Origin of the sequence: Catenulispora pinistramenti, assembly GCF_018274385.1 — a bacterium.
Lineage (GTDB): Bacteria > Actinomycetota > Actinomycetes > Streptomycetales > Catenulisporaceae > Catenulispora > Catenulispora pinistramenti.
The window spans coordinates 1-16,680 of sequence record NZ_JAAFYZ010000003.1; the positions used below are offsets into that span (position 1 = coordinate 1).

Annotated in this window: 10 protein-coding genes; 4 read left to right on the forward strand and 6 right to left on the reverse strand. The window is 70.2% G+C overall.

The window, feature by feature from the left end; genetic code table 11:
- Positions 1-3: 3 nt before the first annotated feature.
- Both KGQ19_RS00970 and KGQ19_RS00975 read right to left on the reverse strand, forming a co-directional pair.
- Positions 4-3,909: a ricin-type beta-trefoil lectin domain protein gene (locus KGQ19_RS00970; protein WP_212007099.1), complete on the reverse strand. Its 3,906-nt coding sequence runs from the start codon at positions 3,907-3,909 to the stop codon at positions 4-6.
- Positions 3,910-4,032: 123 nt separating this feature from the next.
- Positions 4,033-5,937 carry a ricin-type beta-trefoil lectin domain protein gene (locus KGQ19_RS00975; RefSeq protein ID WP_212007100.1) on the reverse strand — a complete coding sequence of 635 codons (1,905 nt, stop codon included), beginning with the start codon at positions 5,935-5,937 and terminating at the stop codon, positions 4,033-4,035.
- A gap of 143 nt (positions 5,938-6,080) precedes the next feature.
- Between KGQ19_RS00975 and KGQ19_RS00980 the strand changes: the two genes are divergently transcribed.
- Both KGQ19_RS00980 and KGQ19_RS00985 read left to right on the forward strand, forming a co-directional pair.
- On the forward strand, positions 6,081-7,286 hold the full coding sequence (locus KGQ19_RS00980; protein ID WP_212007101.1) for an ROK family transcriptional regulator: 1,206 nt from the start codon (positions 6,081-6,083) through the stop codon (positions 7,284-7,286).
- Positions 7,287-7,496: 210 nt separating this feature from the next.
- Positions 7,497-8,030: a hypothetical protein gene (locus KGQ19_RS00985; RefSeq protein ID WP_212007102.1), complete on the forward strand. Its 534-nt coding sequence runs from the start codon at positions 7,497-7,499 to the stop codon at positions 8,028-8,030.
- 18 nt (positions 8,031-8,048) lie between these two features.
- On the opposite strand, the gene nhaA is transcribed toward KGQ19_RS00985, so the two are convergent.
- Positions 8,049-9,938 (reverse strand): Na+/H+ antiporter NhaA, encoded by a 1,890-nt coding sequence (gene nhaA / locus KGQ19_RS00990; protein WP_212007103.1) that lies wholly within the window; start codon positions 9,936-9,938, stop codon positions 8,049-8,051.
- Positions 9,939-10,082: 144 nt separating this feature from the next.
- Here nhaA and KGQ19_RS00995 point away from each other — a divergent pair, with 144 nt between their 5' ends.
- Positions 10,083-10,331, forward strand: coding sequence for an RNA polymerase sigma factor sigma-70 region 4 domain-containing protein (locus KGQ19_RS00995; RefSeq protein WP_194893205.1), 249 nt, complete (start codon positions 10,083-10,085; stop codon positions 10,329-10,331).
- A complete protein-coding gene (locus KGQ19_RS51620) occupies positions 10,331-10,954 on the forward strand; it encodes a Clp protease N-terminal domain-containing protein (RefSeq protein WP_212007104.1) in 624 nt (207 codons plus the stop codon). The genes KGQ19_RS00995 and KGQ19_RS51620 overlap by 1 nt, the downstream gene beginning before the upstream one ends.
- Before the next feature lie 55 nt (positions 10,955-11,009).
- Here KGQ19_RS51620 and KGQ19_RS01005 read toward each other — a convergent pair whose 3' ends face one another.
- From KGQ19_RS01005 to KGQ19_RS01015, 3 genes are all read right to left on the reverse strand, one after another.
- A complete protein-coding gene (locus KGQ19_RS01005; RefSeq protein ID WP_212007105.1) occupies positions 11,010-12,383 on the reverse strand; it encodes an aspartate aminotransferase family protein in 1,374 nt (457 codons plus the stop codon).
- 172 nt (positions 12,384-12,555) lie between these two features.
- Complete coding sequence (locus tag KGQ19_RS01010) at positions 12,556-14,916, reverse strand: putative Ig domain-containing protein (RefSeq protein ID WP_212007106.1); 2,361 nt, start codon at positions 14,914-14,916, stop codon at positions 12,556-12,558.
- A 393-nt stretch (positions 14,917-15,309) separates the two neighbouring features.
- On the reverse strand, positions 15,310-16,680 hold the full coding sequence (locus KGQ19_RS01015; protein WP_212007107.1) for a recombinase family protein: 1,371 nt from the start codon (positions 16,678-16,680) through the stop codon (positions 15,310-15,312).

The window sequence follows — 16,680 nt, forward strand, 5'->3', positions numbered from 1 at the left end:
CGCCTAAGCCACCCCCCACACCTGATCGCCCGCACCCGAGCAATCCTCAATATCCACCTGCGTCCCGGAACCACCACCCCCCGGATCGGTCAGGCACCGTCCAGACTGCGGGTTCAGCAACTCCCCGTTGGGCTGCGGCTCCCACAACTGCGCGCCGGTCTGGTTGCAGCGGTACAGATCCACCAGCGTGCCGTTCGCGGTGCCGCCGAGGGTGATGTCCAGGCACTTGCCGAAGGCCCGGAGGGTCTTGTCGCTCAGGTTCCACTGCTGCGCGAAGCTGGTGTTGCAGGTGTAGGCCTGTACCGGGTTGTCGTCGGCGGAGTTGGAGAGGCGGTCGTCCAGGCAGAGTCCGTTGACGCCGGTTGTGGGGCCCACCGGAGCGCGGAGCGTCCAGGTCTGGTCGGCGCCGCCGCTGCAGTCCTCGATGTCGAGCTGTGTTCCGGAGCCGCCGTTCGCCGGGTCCGTCAGGCAGCGGCCGGATTGGGGGTTCAGTAGCTCCCCGTTGCTCTGCACCTGCCAGCTCTGTGCCCCGGTGTTGTCGCAGTCATACAGCTGCACCGGCGTCCCGTTGCCGGTCTGCCCGCCCTGCACGTCCAGGCAGCGGCCCATCGCCCGCATAGTCCCGTCGGGGGACGCGGTCCAGGTCTGCGCGCCGGTGCCGTTGCACGCGTAGGCCTGAATCGGGTCTTGCGATTGCCCGGCCCCGCCCCGGTCGTCGGTGCACCACCCGGCCGAGCCGAGCCGGATCTGCTGCCCGGGCGGCCCGATCACCAGCTCGCTGACCTGCGCGGTGGCGGACGGATCGGCCTGGTAGCGGAGGTAGCGCCAAGAGCCGGTCGGGAACGCGGCCGTGCTGGTCGAATCCGGGATCGCCGCCTGCACCGCCAGCGTGGTCCACGCGGACCCGTCGTTGGAACCCTCGATGCTGTAAGCGGTCGTGGCCCCGTCCGACTGCACCTGCACCTGGTCCATCGCAGTGCTCGTACCCAGATCCACCGTCAGGTTCGCGCCGGCGGCGGTGGCGTGCCAAGCGGTGGCCGGGCTTCCGTCGACGGCGGCCTCAGCGGGGTAGCTGGGGTCCTGGCTGGAAGCGGTGGCCGGCTTGCAGGCAGCCGCGTTCGACGATGCGGTCGGTGTCCGCGTGGCCACCGTCGCTGGCGATCCGGGGCTCACCGTCTGTGTGGCACCGCCGGCGACGCTGACCGGAAGCGCGGGCCCGGCTGTGACCGTGATGGTGGTGCCGCTGGGCCGGATTGACAGCGAGTAGGTGGTCCCGTGCCACTGCAACCCGGTCAGGTCCAACCCCGGCAGCTGCGGCGGCAGTGAAGGATCGAGCTGCACCGCATCGGCGTTCCACCGCAACCCGGTGAATCCGTACTCGAACTCCTGCAGGAAGCCACCGGCGGCGGTGTCGAACGTGAACGCGCCGCCGCCGCGCGTCTCATGGAACTGATCGAACGGCGCACCCATGAACGGATCAACACTGCGCTTGAGATATGTGTAAGAGTCGCACCGACTCCCAGCCAGCGCGGAGGCGTCGATGGACGCGACCGAGTCCGTCATCGACGGCCCGTTGATGTCGGTGACCGAGGTGTAGTAGTCGAGGTCGTTCTCCGCGACCTGGGACGACATCGGCTGAGCCCACGGGTACTGCAACATCGTGACGTCGGCCTGCTTGATGCCCTGTCCCGTCGGATACCCGTCGTACTCCAGATACCGGTTGTCGGCGGAGTCGAACGGGACCTCCAACCCGCCGGCCACCGTCGCCCACTTCGGATCCGCCGAGTTCCCCGTGATCTGCGCCGCCTGCGTGGCGATCCGCAACACGGTCTGCGCCGCGACATCGGTATAGGCGCTGTCATTGACCCCGTCGTGGTACTCGTCCGGCGGCATGACGTCGAGAATCCGGTAGCTGCCGGCCGCATTCGGGTCCGGCACAGCCCGCGAAGCCCAGAACGTCGCGATGTCCCGCAACACCGGCCATGCCTTGCCGCTCAGCCAAGCCGTGTCTCCGCTGGCCAAGTAATACTGCCACTGAGCGAGCGCGACATCGGAGCTGATGTGCAGCTCATCGCAATACGCGCCGAGACCGGTATACGTGTCCTTACCTGTGAGCGCGCTCTCCCACGGATACCGCGCCCCACTCACCGACTGGCCGGAAGGCGCACAAGTAGAGCTGTTCTGATCCGCCTGGCCCAGCAACGCCTGTCGATAGCCGTCGGCGGCCTCGGAGATATCAGGATGCTGTGCCAGCAAGGCCGGGTTCATCCAGGTGTCCATGTCCCAGAACACATGGCCGTTGTAGCCGTCGGACGACAACCCGCCGGGCGGCATGCTCCACGGCACATCGGCCCGCGAGCTCTCCAGCAGATAGAACATGCTGGCCCGCACCTCGCCGGTGAGCGTGTCATCGCCCGGCACGGCGATGTCCGCGTTCCACAACCGCGACCAAGCCTGGTCGTTGCGCGTCGTCACGGTCTTCGCCCCGGCGTTCGCCGCCGCCGTCGCCTGGCTGAGCGCGACCGGCTGCGGATCGACGGCCGGGGCATCCGGACCGCCGTCGTTCGTCGCCGCGACGCCGACGAACTTGGTCGCGGTGTACGTCGTCCCGGCGGCCACAGCCATCGTCGCGCTCTGCGCGGCCGGCGCGCCGGCGGTGGGGCTCGTGGCGGTCGGCGAAGAAGACCCACCTGTCCGCAGCACCGACGCGAGAGCAGCGGTCACCCCGGTCCCATCGGCGACGTCAGTCTCGGTCAGGGTCCCGTTGGCCCCGTCGACCGTCGCCGCGGACGTCCCGGAGTTGACGACCCCGCGCCCGTCCAGCGCGTCGACGACGGTCGCCGATCCGGACCAGTGCGGCGTGAAGGCCATCGTCACCATGCCGACATGCGCGTCGCTCTGATCGGAGTTCACCGTGTAGGTGAAGTCCGTCGTCCGCCCCGAAGGCGCGGTCCAGGTGAACGACGTCGTGAGCGTCCCGGTGCTCATGTCGAGCGTCTGCTTGTAGCCGGACTCGGTCCCGGCCTGTGCCTGGGCGACCGTGGTCGGGGCCGTGGCGCCGGCCGGGTAGAGCGCGACGGTGTCCAGGTTGACCTGGCCGGAATCGTTTGCGCCGACCGAGACGGAGACGCTGTCGGTGCCGCCGTTGAGCGTCGCCGGAAGAGTCAGGGTGTTCCAGGAGTCCCAGTTGCCGGTCGGCGGCAGCGATACCTGCTGCGGGGCGGCGCCGTCGACGCTGAACGACACGGTCTCGTTGCCGGCGTTGCCGTTGGCATACCGGATCGCGACCGTGGCCGGACCCGCCTGCGTGCCCGCGACCGGCACCGTGACCGTCGATCCGACCTCGGGGGAGCTGTAGCCCAGGCCCGCCACGAACAGCCCGCCGGCCGAGCCGTTGTGGTCGTGCGCGGGTGTGGCGCCGCCGGACAGCCGGCCGGCAGCGGCTTCGCAGAGCTCGTCGAAGCCGCACGTCGGCAGGTTCCCGAAGCTGTCGCCGCTGCCGTCGGTCAGCCCGAGGGTGGTCCAGGCGGGAAGGCTGGCCCGGATCTCAGACCACGAAGTCTCGGCGGGCGGGTTGGAGTAGAACCCGGCCAGCTCGCTCTCGGTGGGGATCGGGTTCATGCTGAACCCCGTGCCCTCGGCGGGTACCCGCGCGGCGAGATAGCCGTTGCCGATGAAGGTCGGTGCGTAGTTCGTCGTGGGATCCGTGGTCGACAGCGTCCACGGCCCGCCGAGCGCCGGTCTCGTCCGGGCCGTAGCTGTCGCTCCCGCTTCCGATCGCGCCCGCGACCCCGCAACCGTGCCCGCCCGGGCCGTGCTTCCCGCTGCCATCGGAGCTGCGGCGGCGACCAGCGCCAGAGACGCCGTCGCCGCCCAGACCCGAACCTGTACTCGCCGTTGCCGTCGCATCCCGGGCTCCGTTTGCTTTGGTTTGGAGCTGTTCGACTCTGTTCGGTCTGGTTCTACTGCCGAACTCGGAGTCCGTCAATGCCACGACATACATGCCTTATAAGTGCTCTGATCAAAAAGGGATCAAGAAGGCAGCGTCCACTGCTGGTTCGCCGCGTCCGTACAGTCCCAGATCTGCAATCGGGTCCCGTTGGCCGAACTCGGTCCGGTGGCATCAAGGCAGCGCCCTGAGTTCGCGTTCACCAACTCCCCGTTGGACTGGTGCTGCCATTGCTGCGCGGCTGTGCCGTTACAGTCGTAGAGCTGAACTTGCGTCCCGTTCGTGGTCCCGGCCCCGGTGACGTCCATGCACTTCCCGAGCGCCTGAAGCGTCCCGCCGGCGGCGACCGTCCACTGCTGGGCGCTGCTCCCGTTGCAGTCGTAGAGCTGCACCGCGGTGCCGTTCGCCGAACTCCCGCCGGCGTTGTCGACGCACTTGCCGCCGTAGCCGGTGAACTGCCCGGTCGGCGCGCCGCCGCCCCCGCCGTTGCTCTGCGTCCCGTTCCAGACGAACGTCGCAGAGGTCTGAGCCGGCAGCGAGTAGCTGAAGGTCTCGTTGCCCCAGTTGACGGTCAGCGTCTGGGTGCTGCCCGACTCGTTGTACGCGACCAGCGCCTTGGAGCCGTCCGGGTTGATCCACGCGACGTTCGGGACGCTGGTGTCGGCCGTGGAGTCGATGCGGTAGGCACCGGGCTTCACGAACTTGGTCAGCTGGCCCATGTCGTAGTACTCGATGTTGTAGTCGACCTGGCCGGACTGCGAGTCGCCGTTGTGCACGGTGACCAGCCCGGTGCAGGTGCCGCAGCCGCCGTTGTGCGGGCCCATGTTCTGGTCCACCGCCAGCGACCACTTCACCACCGACTTACCCCAGTTCCGGGTGTAGTCGATGATGTTGTTCATGTCCTCCTGCTGCTGGTTGGCGATCCAGGTGCCGCCGGAGTGCTCGGTATCGTAGGAGTCCACGTCCGGGTACTGGTTGTGGATGTCGGTCTGGGTGCTGACGTCGCCTTCGTAGCCGTGCCAGGCGATGCCGCCGAAGTTCGGGTCGTTGCGCACGGTGGCGTCGTCGACCGTCGGGGCGCCGTAGGAGGCGTAGGAGTCGGGGTTCCAGTCCAGCGCCAGCACCTTCGTCGACAGGCCCGCGGCGTGGAAGGCCGGCAGCAGGTCGTTGACGGTGAAGTAGTCGAGCCCTGATCCGTTCCACTGCATCGACGGGTAGCCCGAGCAGCAGGTCGGCTCGTTCTGCACCGAGACGAAGTCGATCGGCACGCCCTGGGCCTGGTAGGCCTGGATGTACTTCACGAAGTACTGCGCATAGGCGGCGTAGTACTGCGACTGGAGCCAGCCCTGGCTGTAGGCGCCGCTGTCCTTCATCCACGGCGGCGCGGTCCACGGCGTCCCCATGACCTTCAGCCCGGGGTTGAGCTGCTGCGCCTGCTTGGTCAGCGGCAGCACGTCGACCAGGTCGTGGGCGATCGAGAAGTTCGCCAGCGACGGGTCGGTCTGCCCCGACGGCATGTCGTCGTAGGTGTAGTTGTAGCGGGCCAGGTCCGAGGCGCCCATCGGGTTGCGCAGGAAGTCCAGCCCGATGCCGGCGGTCGGGCTGAACAGGTTGTTCATCAGGGTATTGCGGGTGCTGGCGCTGAGCGCCCCGCTGCTGTTGATCAGCCAGGCGGCGGTGTCCGTGAAGGACGCCCCAGCCCCGGTGAACTGCTGGTACTTGGTGTTCTCGTCGACCGTCACGACCTGCCCGGAACTTCCGGACCCGGCGCTGAACGAGATCGGGGCCTGCTGCGCCAGCCCCTGGGTGACGTTTCGGCCGCCGGAGTCGTTCGTGGTGGTCAGCCAGACGTTGACCGGCTCGTTCGCGGCGTGCGCGGGAACGTCGGCGATCGCGACTCCGGACGCGACGAGCGCGGTCGCCGACACCGCGCGTATCAGGAGCCGGATACGACGTCTTGCGGTGGAGCTTGCGGACGTTTTGGGCATGGGGGTACCGCCTGAGGACTACGTGGGGGTGTGTGGGGGGGTGTCGGGGCTTGATCGCCATCAGCCCTTTTGTTCACTTCTTATTCCAAGACGTGATTGAACTCTCACCACCGACGGGCGTCAAGGGTGGCAGAATCCGGCCCGTGACCACCCGCACCCAGAAAACGACCCGCGACCTGCGCTGGCACAACCGCGCCGACCTGTTGACGCGGCTGTATCTGGGGGAGTGCACCAATCGCAATGATCTGGCAAGCACCTCAGGGCTGAGCGCGGCGACCATCAGCAACGTGGTCTCCGACCTGATCGCCGACGGTCTGGTCGGCGAGAACGGGTCGCAGAGTTCGGCCGGCGGCCGGCCGCGCTCGCTGCTGCGGGTCCTGCCCGACTTCGGGTACGTGGTCGGCGTCGACATCGCCGAGACCGCGATCCGGGTGGGCCTGTTCGACTGGACCTTGGAGCCGATCGCCGAAGAGGTGCGGTCGGTGGCTACCGCGCAGGTTCCGCCGCAGAAGGTGGCCGACCAGATCCTGTCGGAGATAGCCGCGGTCACGGCCCGAGTCGGGATCACCCCGGCCGGCCTGCTCGGCGTCGGCGTCGGCGTCCCGGGCGCCGGCGGCGCGGTGATCCACGCCCCCACGCTCGGCTGGTCCGCGGTCCCGCTGGCCGGTCTGCTCCGCGACGGCCTCGGTTTCGCCCCCGAGGTGGACAACGGCGCCATGGCCTTGGGCCAGGCCGAGGTCTGGCGCGGAGCCGCGCGCGGTTCCGAACGTGCCGTGACCCTGCTCCTCGGGATCGGTGCGGGCGGCGCTCTGTCGATGGCGGCCGGTCCCGGCGGCCGGGCCCGCAGCTTCACTCTGGAGTGGGGGCACACGGTCGTCGACCTCGACGGGCCCACCTGCCGCTGCGGAGCGCGCGGTTGTCTGGAGACGTACATCGGCGCGGAGGCGATCCTCGCGCGCTATGCGGCGACTCGCGGCAGCACGCCTTTCGCCACCGAAGGCGTGGTGGAGCAGCTGACCGAACTGGTCGACCGGGCCGTCCAGCACCGCGAACCCGCGGCCCGCACCGTCCTGGACACCACGGCCGGCTACCTCGGTGCCGGAATCAGCAACCTGATCAACCTGGTCGCCCCGGACCGGGTGATCATCTCCGGCTGGGCCGGGGCGCTGCTGTGTCAGGCGCTGCTCCCGGCCATCCGCCTCATCGCGCGCCGGCACGCCCTGCCGTACCTGTTCGAGCTCGCGCGCATCGAGCCGGGCGAACTCGGCCACACCTCGGGGACCCTCGGCGCGGCGACGCTTCCGGTCGCGCGGCTGTTGGCCGACGGCGGGCGGCGCGGGCCGGGCTGAACAGACACAGGCCAGGCTGGACAAAAGCAGGCCGAGCTGAACCAACGCGGGCAGGGCTGAACAAGCGCGGGCCAAGCTGAACAGCCCGCGGGCCGCGGCGAACAGCCGCGGGCAATTACCGCGCCGGCCCGGCGCGCCGAAGGTGTCGCCGAACTCCGAGGCAGTAGCTTCTGCGTAGTTGATCATGACTACCGAATCGGAGACCGCACCATGAGATCCGCCATCCTCGGCACCGTGCTGACCGTCGCCGCGGGACTCGCCGTCACCGCGCCGCCGCGGGCCGAAGCCGCCGTGCTGGTCGCCAGCTGCACCGCGACGTTGAGCGGGAGCTGGAGCGCACCGCTGGACCCGGGCAGCACCAACGCCGCGCAGCCCGAGACGCTCCAGCAGAGCGGGCCGGTCGGGTGTTTCGACGACGGCGGCGCCCCGCTGGTCGGCGGCACCATGACCCGGACCACGGTGCTCCCGGCCGCGCAGTGCACCGGCATCGCCTACAGCGACCCCTCCACGACCTTCATCACCTGGTCGGACGGCACCGTCTCCACCCTGTCGCTCGGCCAGGCCGCCGTGGTCACCGTCCTGGGCAACGCCTCGACCAACGGCTCCGGCTCGATGGCCCCCGCCAGCGCCAAGTTCGGCGGCGACGCGATCGACGGCGCGGTCATGACCACCGGTCCCGGCTGCGGCACGGCGTCCGGCCAGACCAACGTCACCTCGACCGTGGTGTTCACCCTCGCGCGCTGAGCACCGCGCGGGACCGGCTCACGCCCGCGCGATCTGCGCGCGGGCGTAGGCCGCCCGGACCGCCGTCGTCAGCGTCTCGATGTCATAGGCGCCATGGTGCCGCCGGCCGTTGATGAAGAACGACGGCGTCCCCGACACCCCGCTCAGATCGGCCGAATCCGCGTCCTCGGCGATCCGCGCGGCGAAGACGTGCTGGCGCAGTTCGGAGGCGAACCGCTCGACGTCCAGCCCGAGCTCGCTCGCGTACCGCCGCAGGTCGACCGGCGTCAGCGCGTCCTGACGGTCCAGCAGCAGGTCGTGCATCGGCCAGAAAGCACCCTGCTTCGCCGCCGCCTCGGACGCCTCGGCGGCGATCTCGGCCCGGGGGTGCACGTCGCTGAGCGGCAGGTGCCGCCACACGTAGCGCACGTCCCCGAACGCCGCCAACAGCTCCCGCACCACCGGCTCGGCCTGCCCGCAGTAGGGGCACTCGAAGTCCCCGTACTCGACGATCGTCACCAGCGAGTCGGCCGGCCCCCGGATATGGTCGCGGTGCTTGTCGACCGGGACCGCCAGGTCGATGATCGACTCCGAGGTCCCCAGCAGTGCCCGCTGCCGCAGCGGCTTGGGCAGCAGGGCCGTGATCCGGAAGACCGCCCATGCCCCCGCCGAGGCCACCAGCGCCGCGGAGAGCACCCCGAGCTTGGCCTGCTCCAGCTGCACGCCGTGGAAGGCGAGCGTCGCGATCAGCAGCGACACCGTGAACCCGATCCCGGCGGCGGCCCCGGCCCCGGCGGCCCCGGCCCAGCCGACCGGCAGCCGCACCCGGCCCCGGCTCACCCGGGTGAGCACCCACGCCGCGCCGACCGTCCCGACCGGCTTGCCGACCACGTAGGCGATCAGGATGCCCAGGGTGATCCGGGAGGTGTAGGCGTGGGCCAGGAACCCCGCGTCGATCGGGATGCCGACGTTGGCCAGCGCGAACAGCGGAACGATCGCGTAGCTGGTCCACGGGTGGTACCAGCTCTGCAGTCGCTCGTTCGGCGAGATCGCCGCCGACACCCCCAGCCGCGCGCTCTGCGCCAGCTCGGCCGTCGGCTGCTCGCGGAAGCTCCGGAACAGCTCGCTGGCCTGCTGCAGATCGTCGCGCGCGGCCGGATAGGCGAAGGTCAGCAGCCCGATCGCCAGGCCGACCGACACCGGGTCCACCCCGGACTTGAAGAACGCGACCCAGGCCGCGAGCCCGATCACGAAGTACGGCGGGCCGTATCGCACCCCGCGCTGCCGCAGCACCAGGACCACGCCGAGCAGTGCCAGCCCGACCAGCAGCGCCGCCACCCGGATGTGCTCGCTGTAGAAGAACGCGATGACCAGGATGCCGACCAGGTCGTCGACGACTGACACGGTCAGCAGGTACGTCCGCACCCGCAGCGGCAGCCCCCGGCCGACCAGCGCGAGCACGCCGAGCGCGAACGCGGTGTCGGTGCTCATCGCCGCGCCCCAGCCGTGCGAGGAGGGGTGCCCGGCGTTGATCGCCAGGAAGATCGCCACCGGCAGTACCGCCCCGGCGACCCCGGCCGCCAGCGGCAGCGCGAGCTGGCTGCGCCGGCGCAGCTCGCCCATGTCGAACTCGCGGCGCGCCTCGAGCCCCACGACCAGGAAGAAGAAGGTCATCAGGCCGGAGTTGACCCAGCCGCGCAGATCCTGGGCCACGCCGGTGTGTCCGATCGTGACCGAGGCCTGCGTCGCCCACACCGAGTCGTAGTTCGCCGTGGAGACGTTCGCCCAGATCAGTGCCGCGACCGTGGCCGCCAGGAGCAGCGCGGAGCTGCCGGTCTCGGTCCGCAGGAACTTCCGGCGCGGCGTGTCGCCGTCGGCCGCCGTCGTCGTTCCGGCCTCGGCGGAAGCCGGTGATCGGGAGAGGGCCATACCGGGATTCTGCCGAGTCGGCGCGCCGGACGCGCGGTGTGGTCGGCATCAGAGACCGGCAGCGGCCCCGATCGGCGATCGGCGGCGGCCCCGATCGTCAACCACGGTTGACAGGAGCCCGGGCGTCAACTTACATTGACTTTTATGACCGAGGCAACAGATCTGGCGGCGGCCGCCGCCGGCGCCGAGCCGCGCGAAGGACTCCGCGCGGTCGCGGCGCTGGGCCGGCTGCTGGAAACCCTGGAGACCCTCCAGGTCAACCACGCCCGGGCCAAAGGCTGGTCGTGGCAGGAGATCGCCGACGAGCTCGGCGTCAGCAAACAGGCTGTCCACAAGAAGCACGCGGGGCGGGCGCGGAGCGTGTCCGTCCCGGCGTCCGGACGGGAGATGTGATGTTCGAACGGTTCACCGGCGAAGCCCGCCAGACGGTGGTGGTCGCCCAGGATTCGGCCCGGTTGCTGGGGCATCCGCGCATCGGGACCGAGCACCTGCTGCTCGGACTGCTCCGCGGAACCGACCACGCCGGGGCCCGCGCGCTCGCCGAGGCCGGGATCACCCGCGACGGGGTCCTGGCCACCATCGGGCGGCTGGAGCAGGCCGGGCCGGAGTCCGAGCGCGACCTGGCCGAGAAGGACGCGGCGGCGCTGCGGACCATCGGTATCGACATCGACGCGGTGCGGGCCGCCCTGGAGGAGTCGTTCGGACCCGGCGCGCTCGACAACGGGCCCGCGCACGGCGCCGGCGGCCAGGGGCCGTGGTGGCGCCGCCGCACCCGGAACGAACCGCCGACCAGCGCTCCGCGCGGCCACATCCCCTTCACCCCCCGGGCCAAGAAGGCGCTGGAGCTCTCGCTGCGCGAAGCCCTGGCCCTCAAGCACGGCTACATCGGCACCGAGCACGTGCTGCTCGGGCTCATCCGGGAAGACGGCACGGCCGTCCGGATCCTGCGCGAGGAGGGCGTGGAACCGGGGCGGTTGCGGAGTCTGGTGCTCGCCGAGCTCCAGCAGGCGGGCTGACGCCCCGACGCCCCGACGACACCACGACGTCCACCAGGCGCGACCGCGGCGCGCCTCAGGACGACCGGGCCTGCTTCACCAGGGTCTTGCCGAAGTCCCACATCATCCCGGTGCCCTTGTGCGCGTCCTCCATGACGTCCGCGAAGGCCGCCAGGAACTCCTCGACCTCGCGCTCGCCGATGGTCAGCGGCGGCAGCAGCTTCACCACCTCCAGATAGTCGCCCGAGACCTGGGTCAGGATGCGGTGACGCCGGTAGAGCGCCATCACGATCATCTGCGAGAACAGGCCCTTGCGCGCCGCCTGGAGCATCGACCACCCGGCCTTGAGCCGCAGCGAGGAAGCCTTCCCGAACTCGATGCCGATCATCAGCCCGCGGCCCCGCACGTCCGCGAGCATCTCGTACTGTCCGGCCATCTCCTTCAGCCCGGTGAGCAGCTGGTCGCCGGTCCGAGCGGCGTTCGCGGTGAGGTCTTCGTCGTCCAGCACGGACAACGTGGCCAGCGCCGCGGTCATGGCCATCGCCATGGAACCGAAGGTGGAGTCGTGGACCAGGACCCGGTCCATCGAGGAGTAGACCTTCTGGAAGATCCACTCCTTGCCGAGCGTCGCCCCGACCGGCACGAACCCGCCGGACAGCGTCTTCGCCACGGTCACCAGGTCCGGCTCCAGCCCCTCGGCCTGGTAGGCGAAGAAGTCCCCGGTGCGGCCCAGACCGGTCTGCACCTCGTCGCAGATCAGCAGGGCCTTGTGCTTACGCAGCAGCTCCTGCGCTTCCCGCAGGTAACCGTCCGGCGGCAGGAACACGCCCTTGCCCTGGATCGGCTCGACGATGAACGCCGCCACGTCGCCCTTGCGCAGTTCGGCCGCCAACGCCCCGAGATCCCCGAACGCCACCGAACCGCCGGGCAGCAGCGGCCCGAACCCGGCCCGGAACTCCTGCGCCCCGTTCACCGACAACGACCCGGCCGTCAGCCCGTGGAACGCGTGGTCGGCGTAGAGAACCCGCGGTTTGCCGGTCGCGCACCGCGCGAACTTCAGCGCCGTCTCGACCGCCTCGGTCCCGCTGTTGGCGAAGTACGCCCGCTCCATTCCCGGCGCCTTGCCCACCAGCCGCTCGGCCAGCAGCCCGGCCAGCAGCGCGCAGTCGAACTGCACCAGATCGGCGACCTGCGCGTCCAGGTACTGGTGCAGGGCCTGCCGGACCACCGGGTGGTTGCGGCCCAGGCCGAACACCCCGAAGCCGCTGAGGAAGTCCAGGTACCGCTGCCCGTCCGCGCCCACCAGGAACGCACCCTCGGCCTGCTCGTAGACCGTGTCGAAGCCGATGGTCCGCAGTATCCGGGCCAACTGCGGGTTGCCGTACCTGGCGTGCAGGCCGTATCCCTCGCCTCGGCGCGCGGCGAGTAGTTCGGCGAGGTCGAATCCCATGTCACGAGTCTCGCGCACGGAAGTCCCGTAGGCGACCTTTGACACGATTTACGCCTCGGCCGACCCGGCCGCACCGCGTGGTTGTTCGAGTCGGGCCGGGCCCGCGGGCGCGGCGAAGGGCGGCGGATCGCCCAGAGATCCGCCGCCCTCCGTTACCTGCTCAGTGCTGCTGTCAGCTCACGTTCAGACCGGTGTCGTCGACGACGAACGAGGTCTGCAGCGAGGCGTCCTCGGTCCCGGTGAACTTCAGGGTGACGGTCTGGCCGATGTAGCTGGCCAGGCTGAAGGAGTGCTGGCTGTAGCCGCTGTTGTGGTTGAGGTTGCTGTAGGTGGCCAGGGTGCCCAGCACGGTGCCGGAGGCGTTCAGGACCTGGACGTTCAGCTTGTCGTAGGCCGTGGTGGTGGTGGTCTCGTCGGTGTCGATGTGCAGCCAGAAGGAGAAGTTGGCCGTCTTGCAGGTGGCCGGGATGGTGACCTTCTGCGCGAGGGTGTCGGTGTGGGTGGTGCCGTAGCCGTCGAGCCAGGCGTCGTAGCTGCCGGAGTGGGCGGGCTCGTCGGTGGTGTCGCTGTTGATGACGCCGGAGGACGCGGTCCACGGGGACGCGCTGCCGGTCTCGAAGCCGGGGTTGCCCAGCAGCTGCGCCGCGGTGCAGCCGCCGCCGGAGGCGTTGACCGTCCAGGTGAAGGAGGTCGTGCCGGAGGCGGTGCCCGAGGACGCGGTCACGGTGACGTTCGACGTGCCGGCCGCGCTCGGGGTGCCGGTGATGGCGCCGGAGCTGCTGATCGACAGGCCGGCCGGCAGACCGGAGGCGCTGTAGGTCAGCGCCTTGCCCGCGGAGTCGGTCGCCGCGATCTGAAGCTTCGTGATCGCAGTGCCCTGAGTGGAGGTCTGGTTGCCGGGGTTGGTGACCGAGACCGTCTCAGTGCCGCCCTGCGCGTTGACCGTCCAGGTGAACGAGGTCGAGCCGGAGGCGGTGCCCGAGGACGCGGTCACCGTGACGGTGGACGAGCCGGTGCCGGTCGGGGTGCCGGTGATGGCGCCGGAGCTGCTGATCGACAGGCCGGCCGGGAGTCCGGTGGCCGAGTAGGTCAGCGACTTGCCCGCCGAGTCCGTACCCGAGATCTGCAGGGTGCTGATCGCAGTGCCCTGCGTCGAGGTCTGGCTGCCGGGGTTGGTCACCGAGACGGTCTCGGTCCCGCTGCCGCCGGTCTGCAGGCCGGCGACGCCGTTGGGGGTGCCGATGCCGGTCGGGCCGTCGTAGCCGGTTCCGGCGGTGCACAGGTAGGACGGGGTGCAGGTGCCGTCGTTGCCGGAGGTGACGTCGTAGAAGTTGCTGGTGTGCTGGTAGATGTCCTGCGCCGGGGTGGCGCCGGCGTTACCGGCGAGGGCGAACATGGCGGCGACCATGGGGGAGGAGGCCGACGTGCCGCCGACTTCGTTCCATCCGGTGTTGCCGTTGGAGGTGTCGTAGACGGCGACACCGGTGGCCGGGTCGGCGTCCGCGGCGACGTCGTTGTCGATCCGGTTGGAGCAGCCGGAGGGCAGGTTCAGTGCGGTCTGCCAGGCAGGCTGCGCCTCGTAGGACGAGCAACCGGAACCGGTGCCCTCAGAACCCTGCGTGGTGTTCCACACCGACTCGGTCCAGCCGCGCGAGTTGGACGACGTGGTCAGGTTGGTGCCGCCGACCGAGACGACGTTCGGCGAAGTGGCCGGGTACGACGCGCCGTAGTCGGAGTCACCGGCCGAGACCGTGGTCACGATGCCGGAGGCGTGGGTGAAGTACTGGCTGTCCTGCGAGCTCTCGGTCGAGGACTCGCTGCCGCCCCACGAGTTGGATATGTAACCGGCCAGGCTCGCCGCGGTGTTCTGCGCGATGTAGAGGCCGTCGCTGGAGTCGTCAGCCGCCTCGACCAGCACGATGCTGCACAGCGGGCAGATCGCGGAGGCCATGTCCAGGTCCAGGGACTCCTCAAGAGTCCAGTCGTCGCCGGCCGGCGGGGCCGAGGGCAACGGCGAGGTCTGGCCGGTCTGGTTGACCTTCTTGAAGTTCCCCGCGGGCAGGCCCGCTGCGGACCGGTACGCGGCCAGGTCGGACGCGGCGTTCGCGTCATCGTAGGCGTCGACCAGGGCGATGGTCTTGCCGGCCCCGTTCGCGGCCGAGGTGGAGGTGAGGTTGTAGGCCGACTGCAACTGCGAGGGCCCGTACCCGACACCGGAGGGGATGGCGTTGGGGGAGATCGCCGTGTTGGGGTGGACTCCGTCCCGCTTCAGCGCGAAACAGGACTGGTGCCCGACGACGATCACCGCCGAACAGGCATGGCTCGAATCCTGATTCGCCGGGGTGACATCGGGCTGGGAGGCGTGGGCGGAGCCGGCGGCCTCGGCGGCGATCAGGTTCGCGGATGCCGACGGGGTCGCGGACGGCGCCGGGGAGGCGGTGGCCCCCGAGGCGACGGCGATGGTCAGCGCGCTGCCCAGGGCGGCGGCTGTCGCCACGCGCGCGGTCGCGCGCAGGCGTGAACTGAGATTCACTGGGGTGGCTTCCCTCTCGGTGTGGGGAGCGGTCGGACGCGGTGTCCGAACGCCTTTCGGCAGGAGACGACGCGACCGATGCCTTGGGGTGACGCGCGAGCCATCTGCGGTGCTGGGCTTGCCAGGTGGGTTCCGCCGCAGGTGGCCGGTGCGTCTGGGACCGGCCGTGCCGTTGTGCGCCGTGCTGATTGTGGAAGCTAGCGCCACGCGGAGTAACGGTCAACGGTTTCTTATGTAAGGGCGTGGATGACGACCGACTGCTATCCGTAGTAGCCGATGGTCTACACCATCACCGTTGGCCTGGTATTTCGCGGCGGGCTATAAGATCCGGTACCGCGCCGACGAGCTTGATTCGTAGTTCCGTTCGAGCCTTCTGCTATGCCGCGTAGTAACTCAGGGCATAGATATGCCGGGATCCCGGCTTTGGACCAGGGTGATGCGACTGGTGTCGAAAACGCCGCGTGCGGTGGTTTTCGGCCCGATCTCGACGGCCGTGAACAACGCCCGCAGCACCGCGGCCCGGCGCTCCTCGGGCAACCGCCGCCAAGCCGCCGGCGCCTTCGGCCCGGTGACCACCCCGTCCAGCGCGTGCACGTCCCGTAGGTCGATCTGTCCGTGTCCGGCCCGGAACCCGTCGCGCCCGGCCGGCGGTCCGGCCGGTCCGCGCCGGACGCTGACCGGCCGGTCCGGGTCGATCATCGAGTCGTTCCCGTCGAGCAGCAGCCCCACGGCCGCCTCACAGACGAAGTCCTCCAACGAGGCCGCGGCGATGTGCATGGTGCAGGTCCTGGGCAGCGGACTGTTCAACGAGGCGCAGGCGTACATCCGGTATTCGCCGACGATCGAGCCGACCATGTGCACATGGCACCGTCCGCACATGACGAGGCCGGTCAGCAGGTACCGTGCTCGCTGCCGCCGCCCGGCGCTGTTCGCGGCGGCCCGCCCCGCGCGTTCCTTCTGTGCCCTGCGCCAATCCCCGATGTCGACGCACGCCTCCCACCTGCCCGGACGGAGCCCGCCTTCCTCGCGGTCGACGCTGCCCCGGAACACCCGCAGCCCGCAGTACCGTGGCGCCAGCAGGATGCGGTCGACGCCGGTGGTGGTCCAGGTGCTGCCGGTGGAGGTCGGGACGCCGCGGGCGTTCAGGTCCCAGGCGATGGCGCGCAGGCTCTCGCCGTTGAGATAGCGCGCGTAGACCTCCCGGACCACGCGGGATTCCTCGGGAATCAGGGCCCGCATTCCCAGCTCGTACCCGTACGCGCGGCGCCCGCCGCCGTGCGGACGTCCGGTCGCGGCGGCTACTTCGTGCGCGGCCCGAGCCGCTTCGGACAGCGCCGAGGCGGTCTGGCTGGACTGGCGCGCCCGGTCCAGCACCGCCGACCGCACCCCGGGATCGCTCAGGTCCACGTCGTCGCCGAAGCCGTGCAGTGCCACCCGGCGTTCCTCGGCCAAAAGCAACAGTTCCACCGCGTCGGCCGGGCGATGCCGGATCAGCGTCGAGGGCCGGAACACCAGAGCCGCCCTCGCCCGGCCGGCGCGGATCGCGGCGAGCAGGTTCGTCCAGCCGGTCCGATCCGTCTCCGGCTGCCAGACCGCACGCTGCCGGTCCGCGAACACCGATTCCGGGCGCACGGTGATCCACAACGAGGCGGCCAGGGCCCGTCCCTGCCGTTCCTGGGCGTCGACCGGCAGTTGGTCGGCGTCGGTGCGGTGCGGGACGCAGCAGTACAGCGCCCCGCGTTCGCCCCGCCTCGGCCCGGCCAT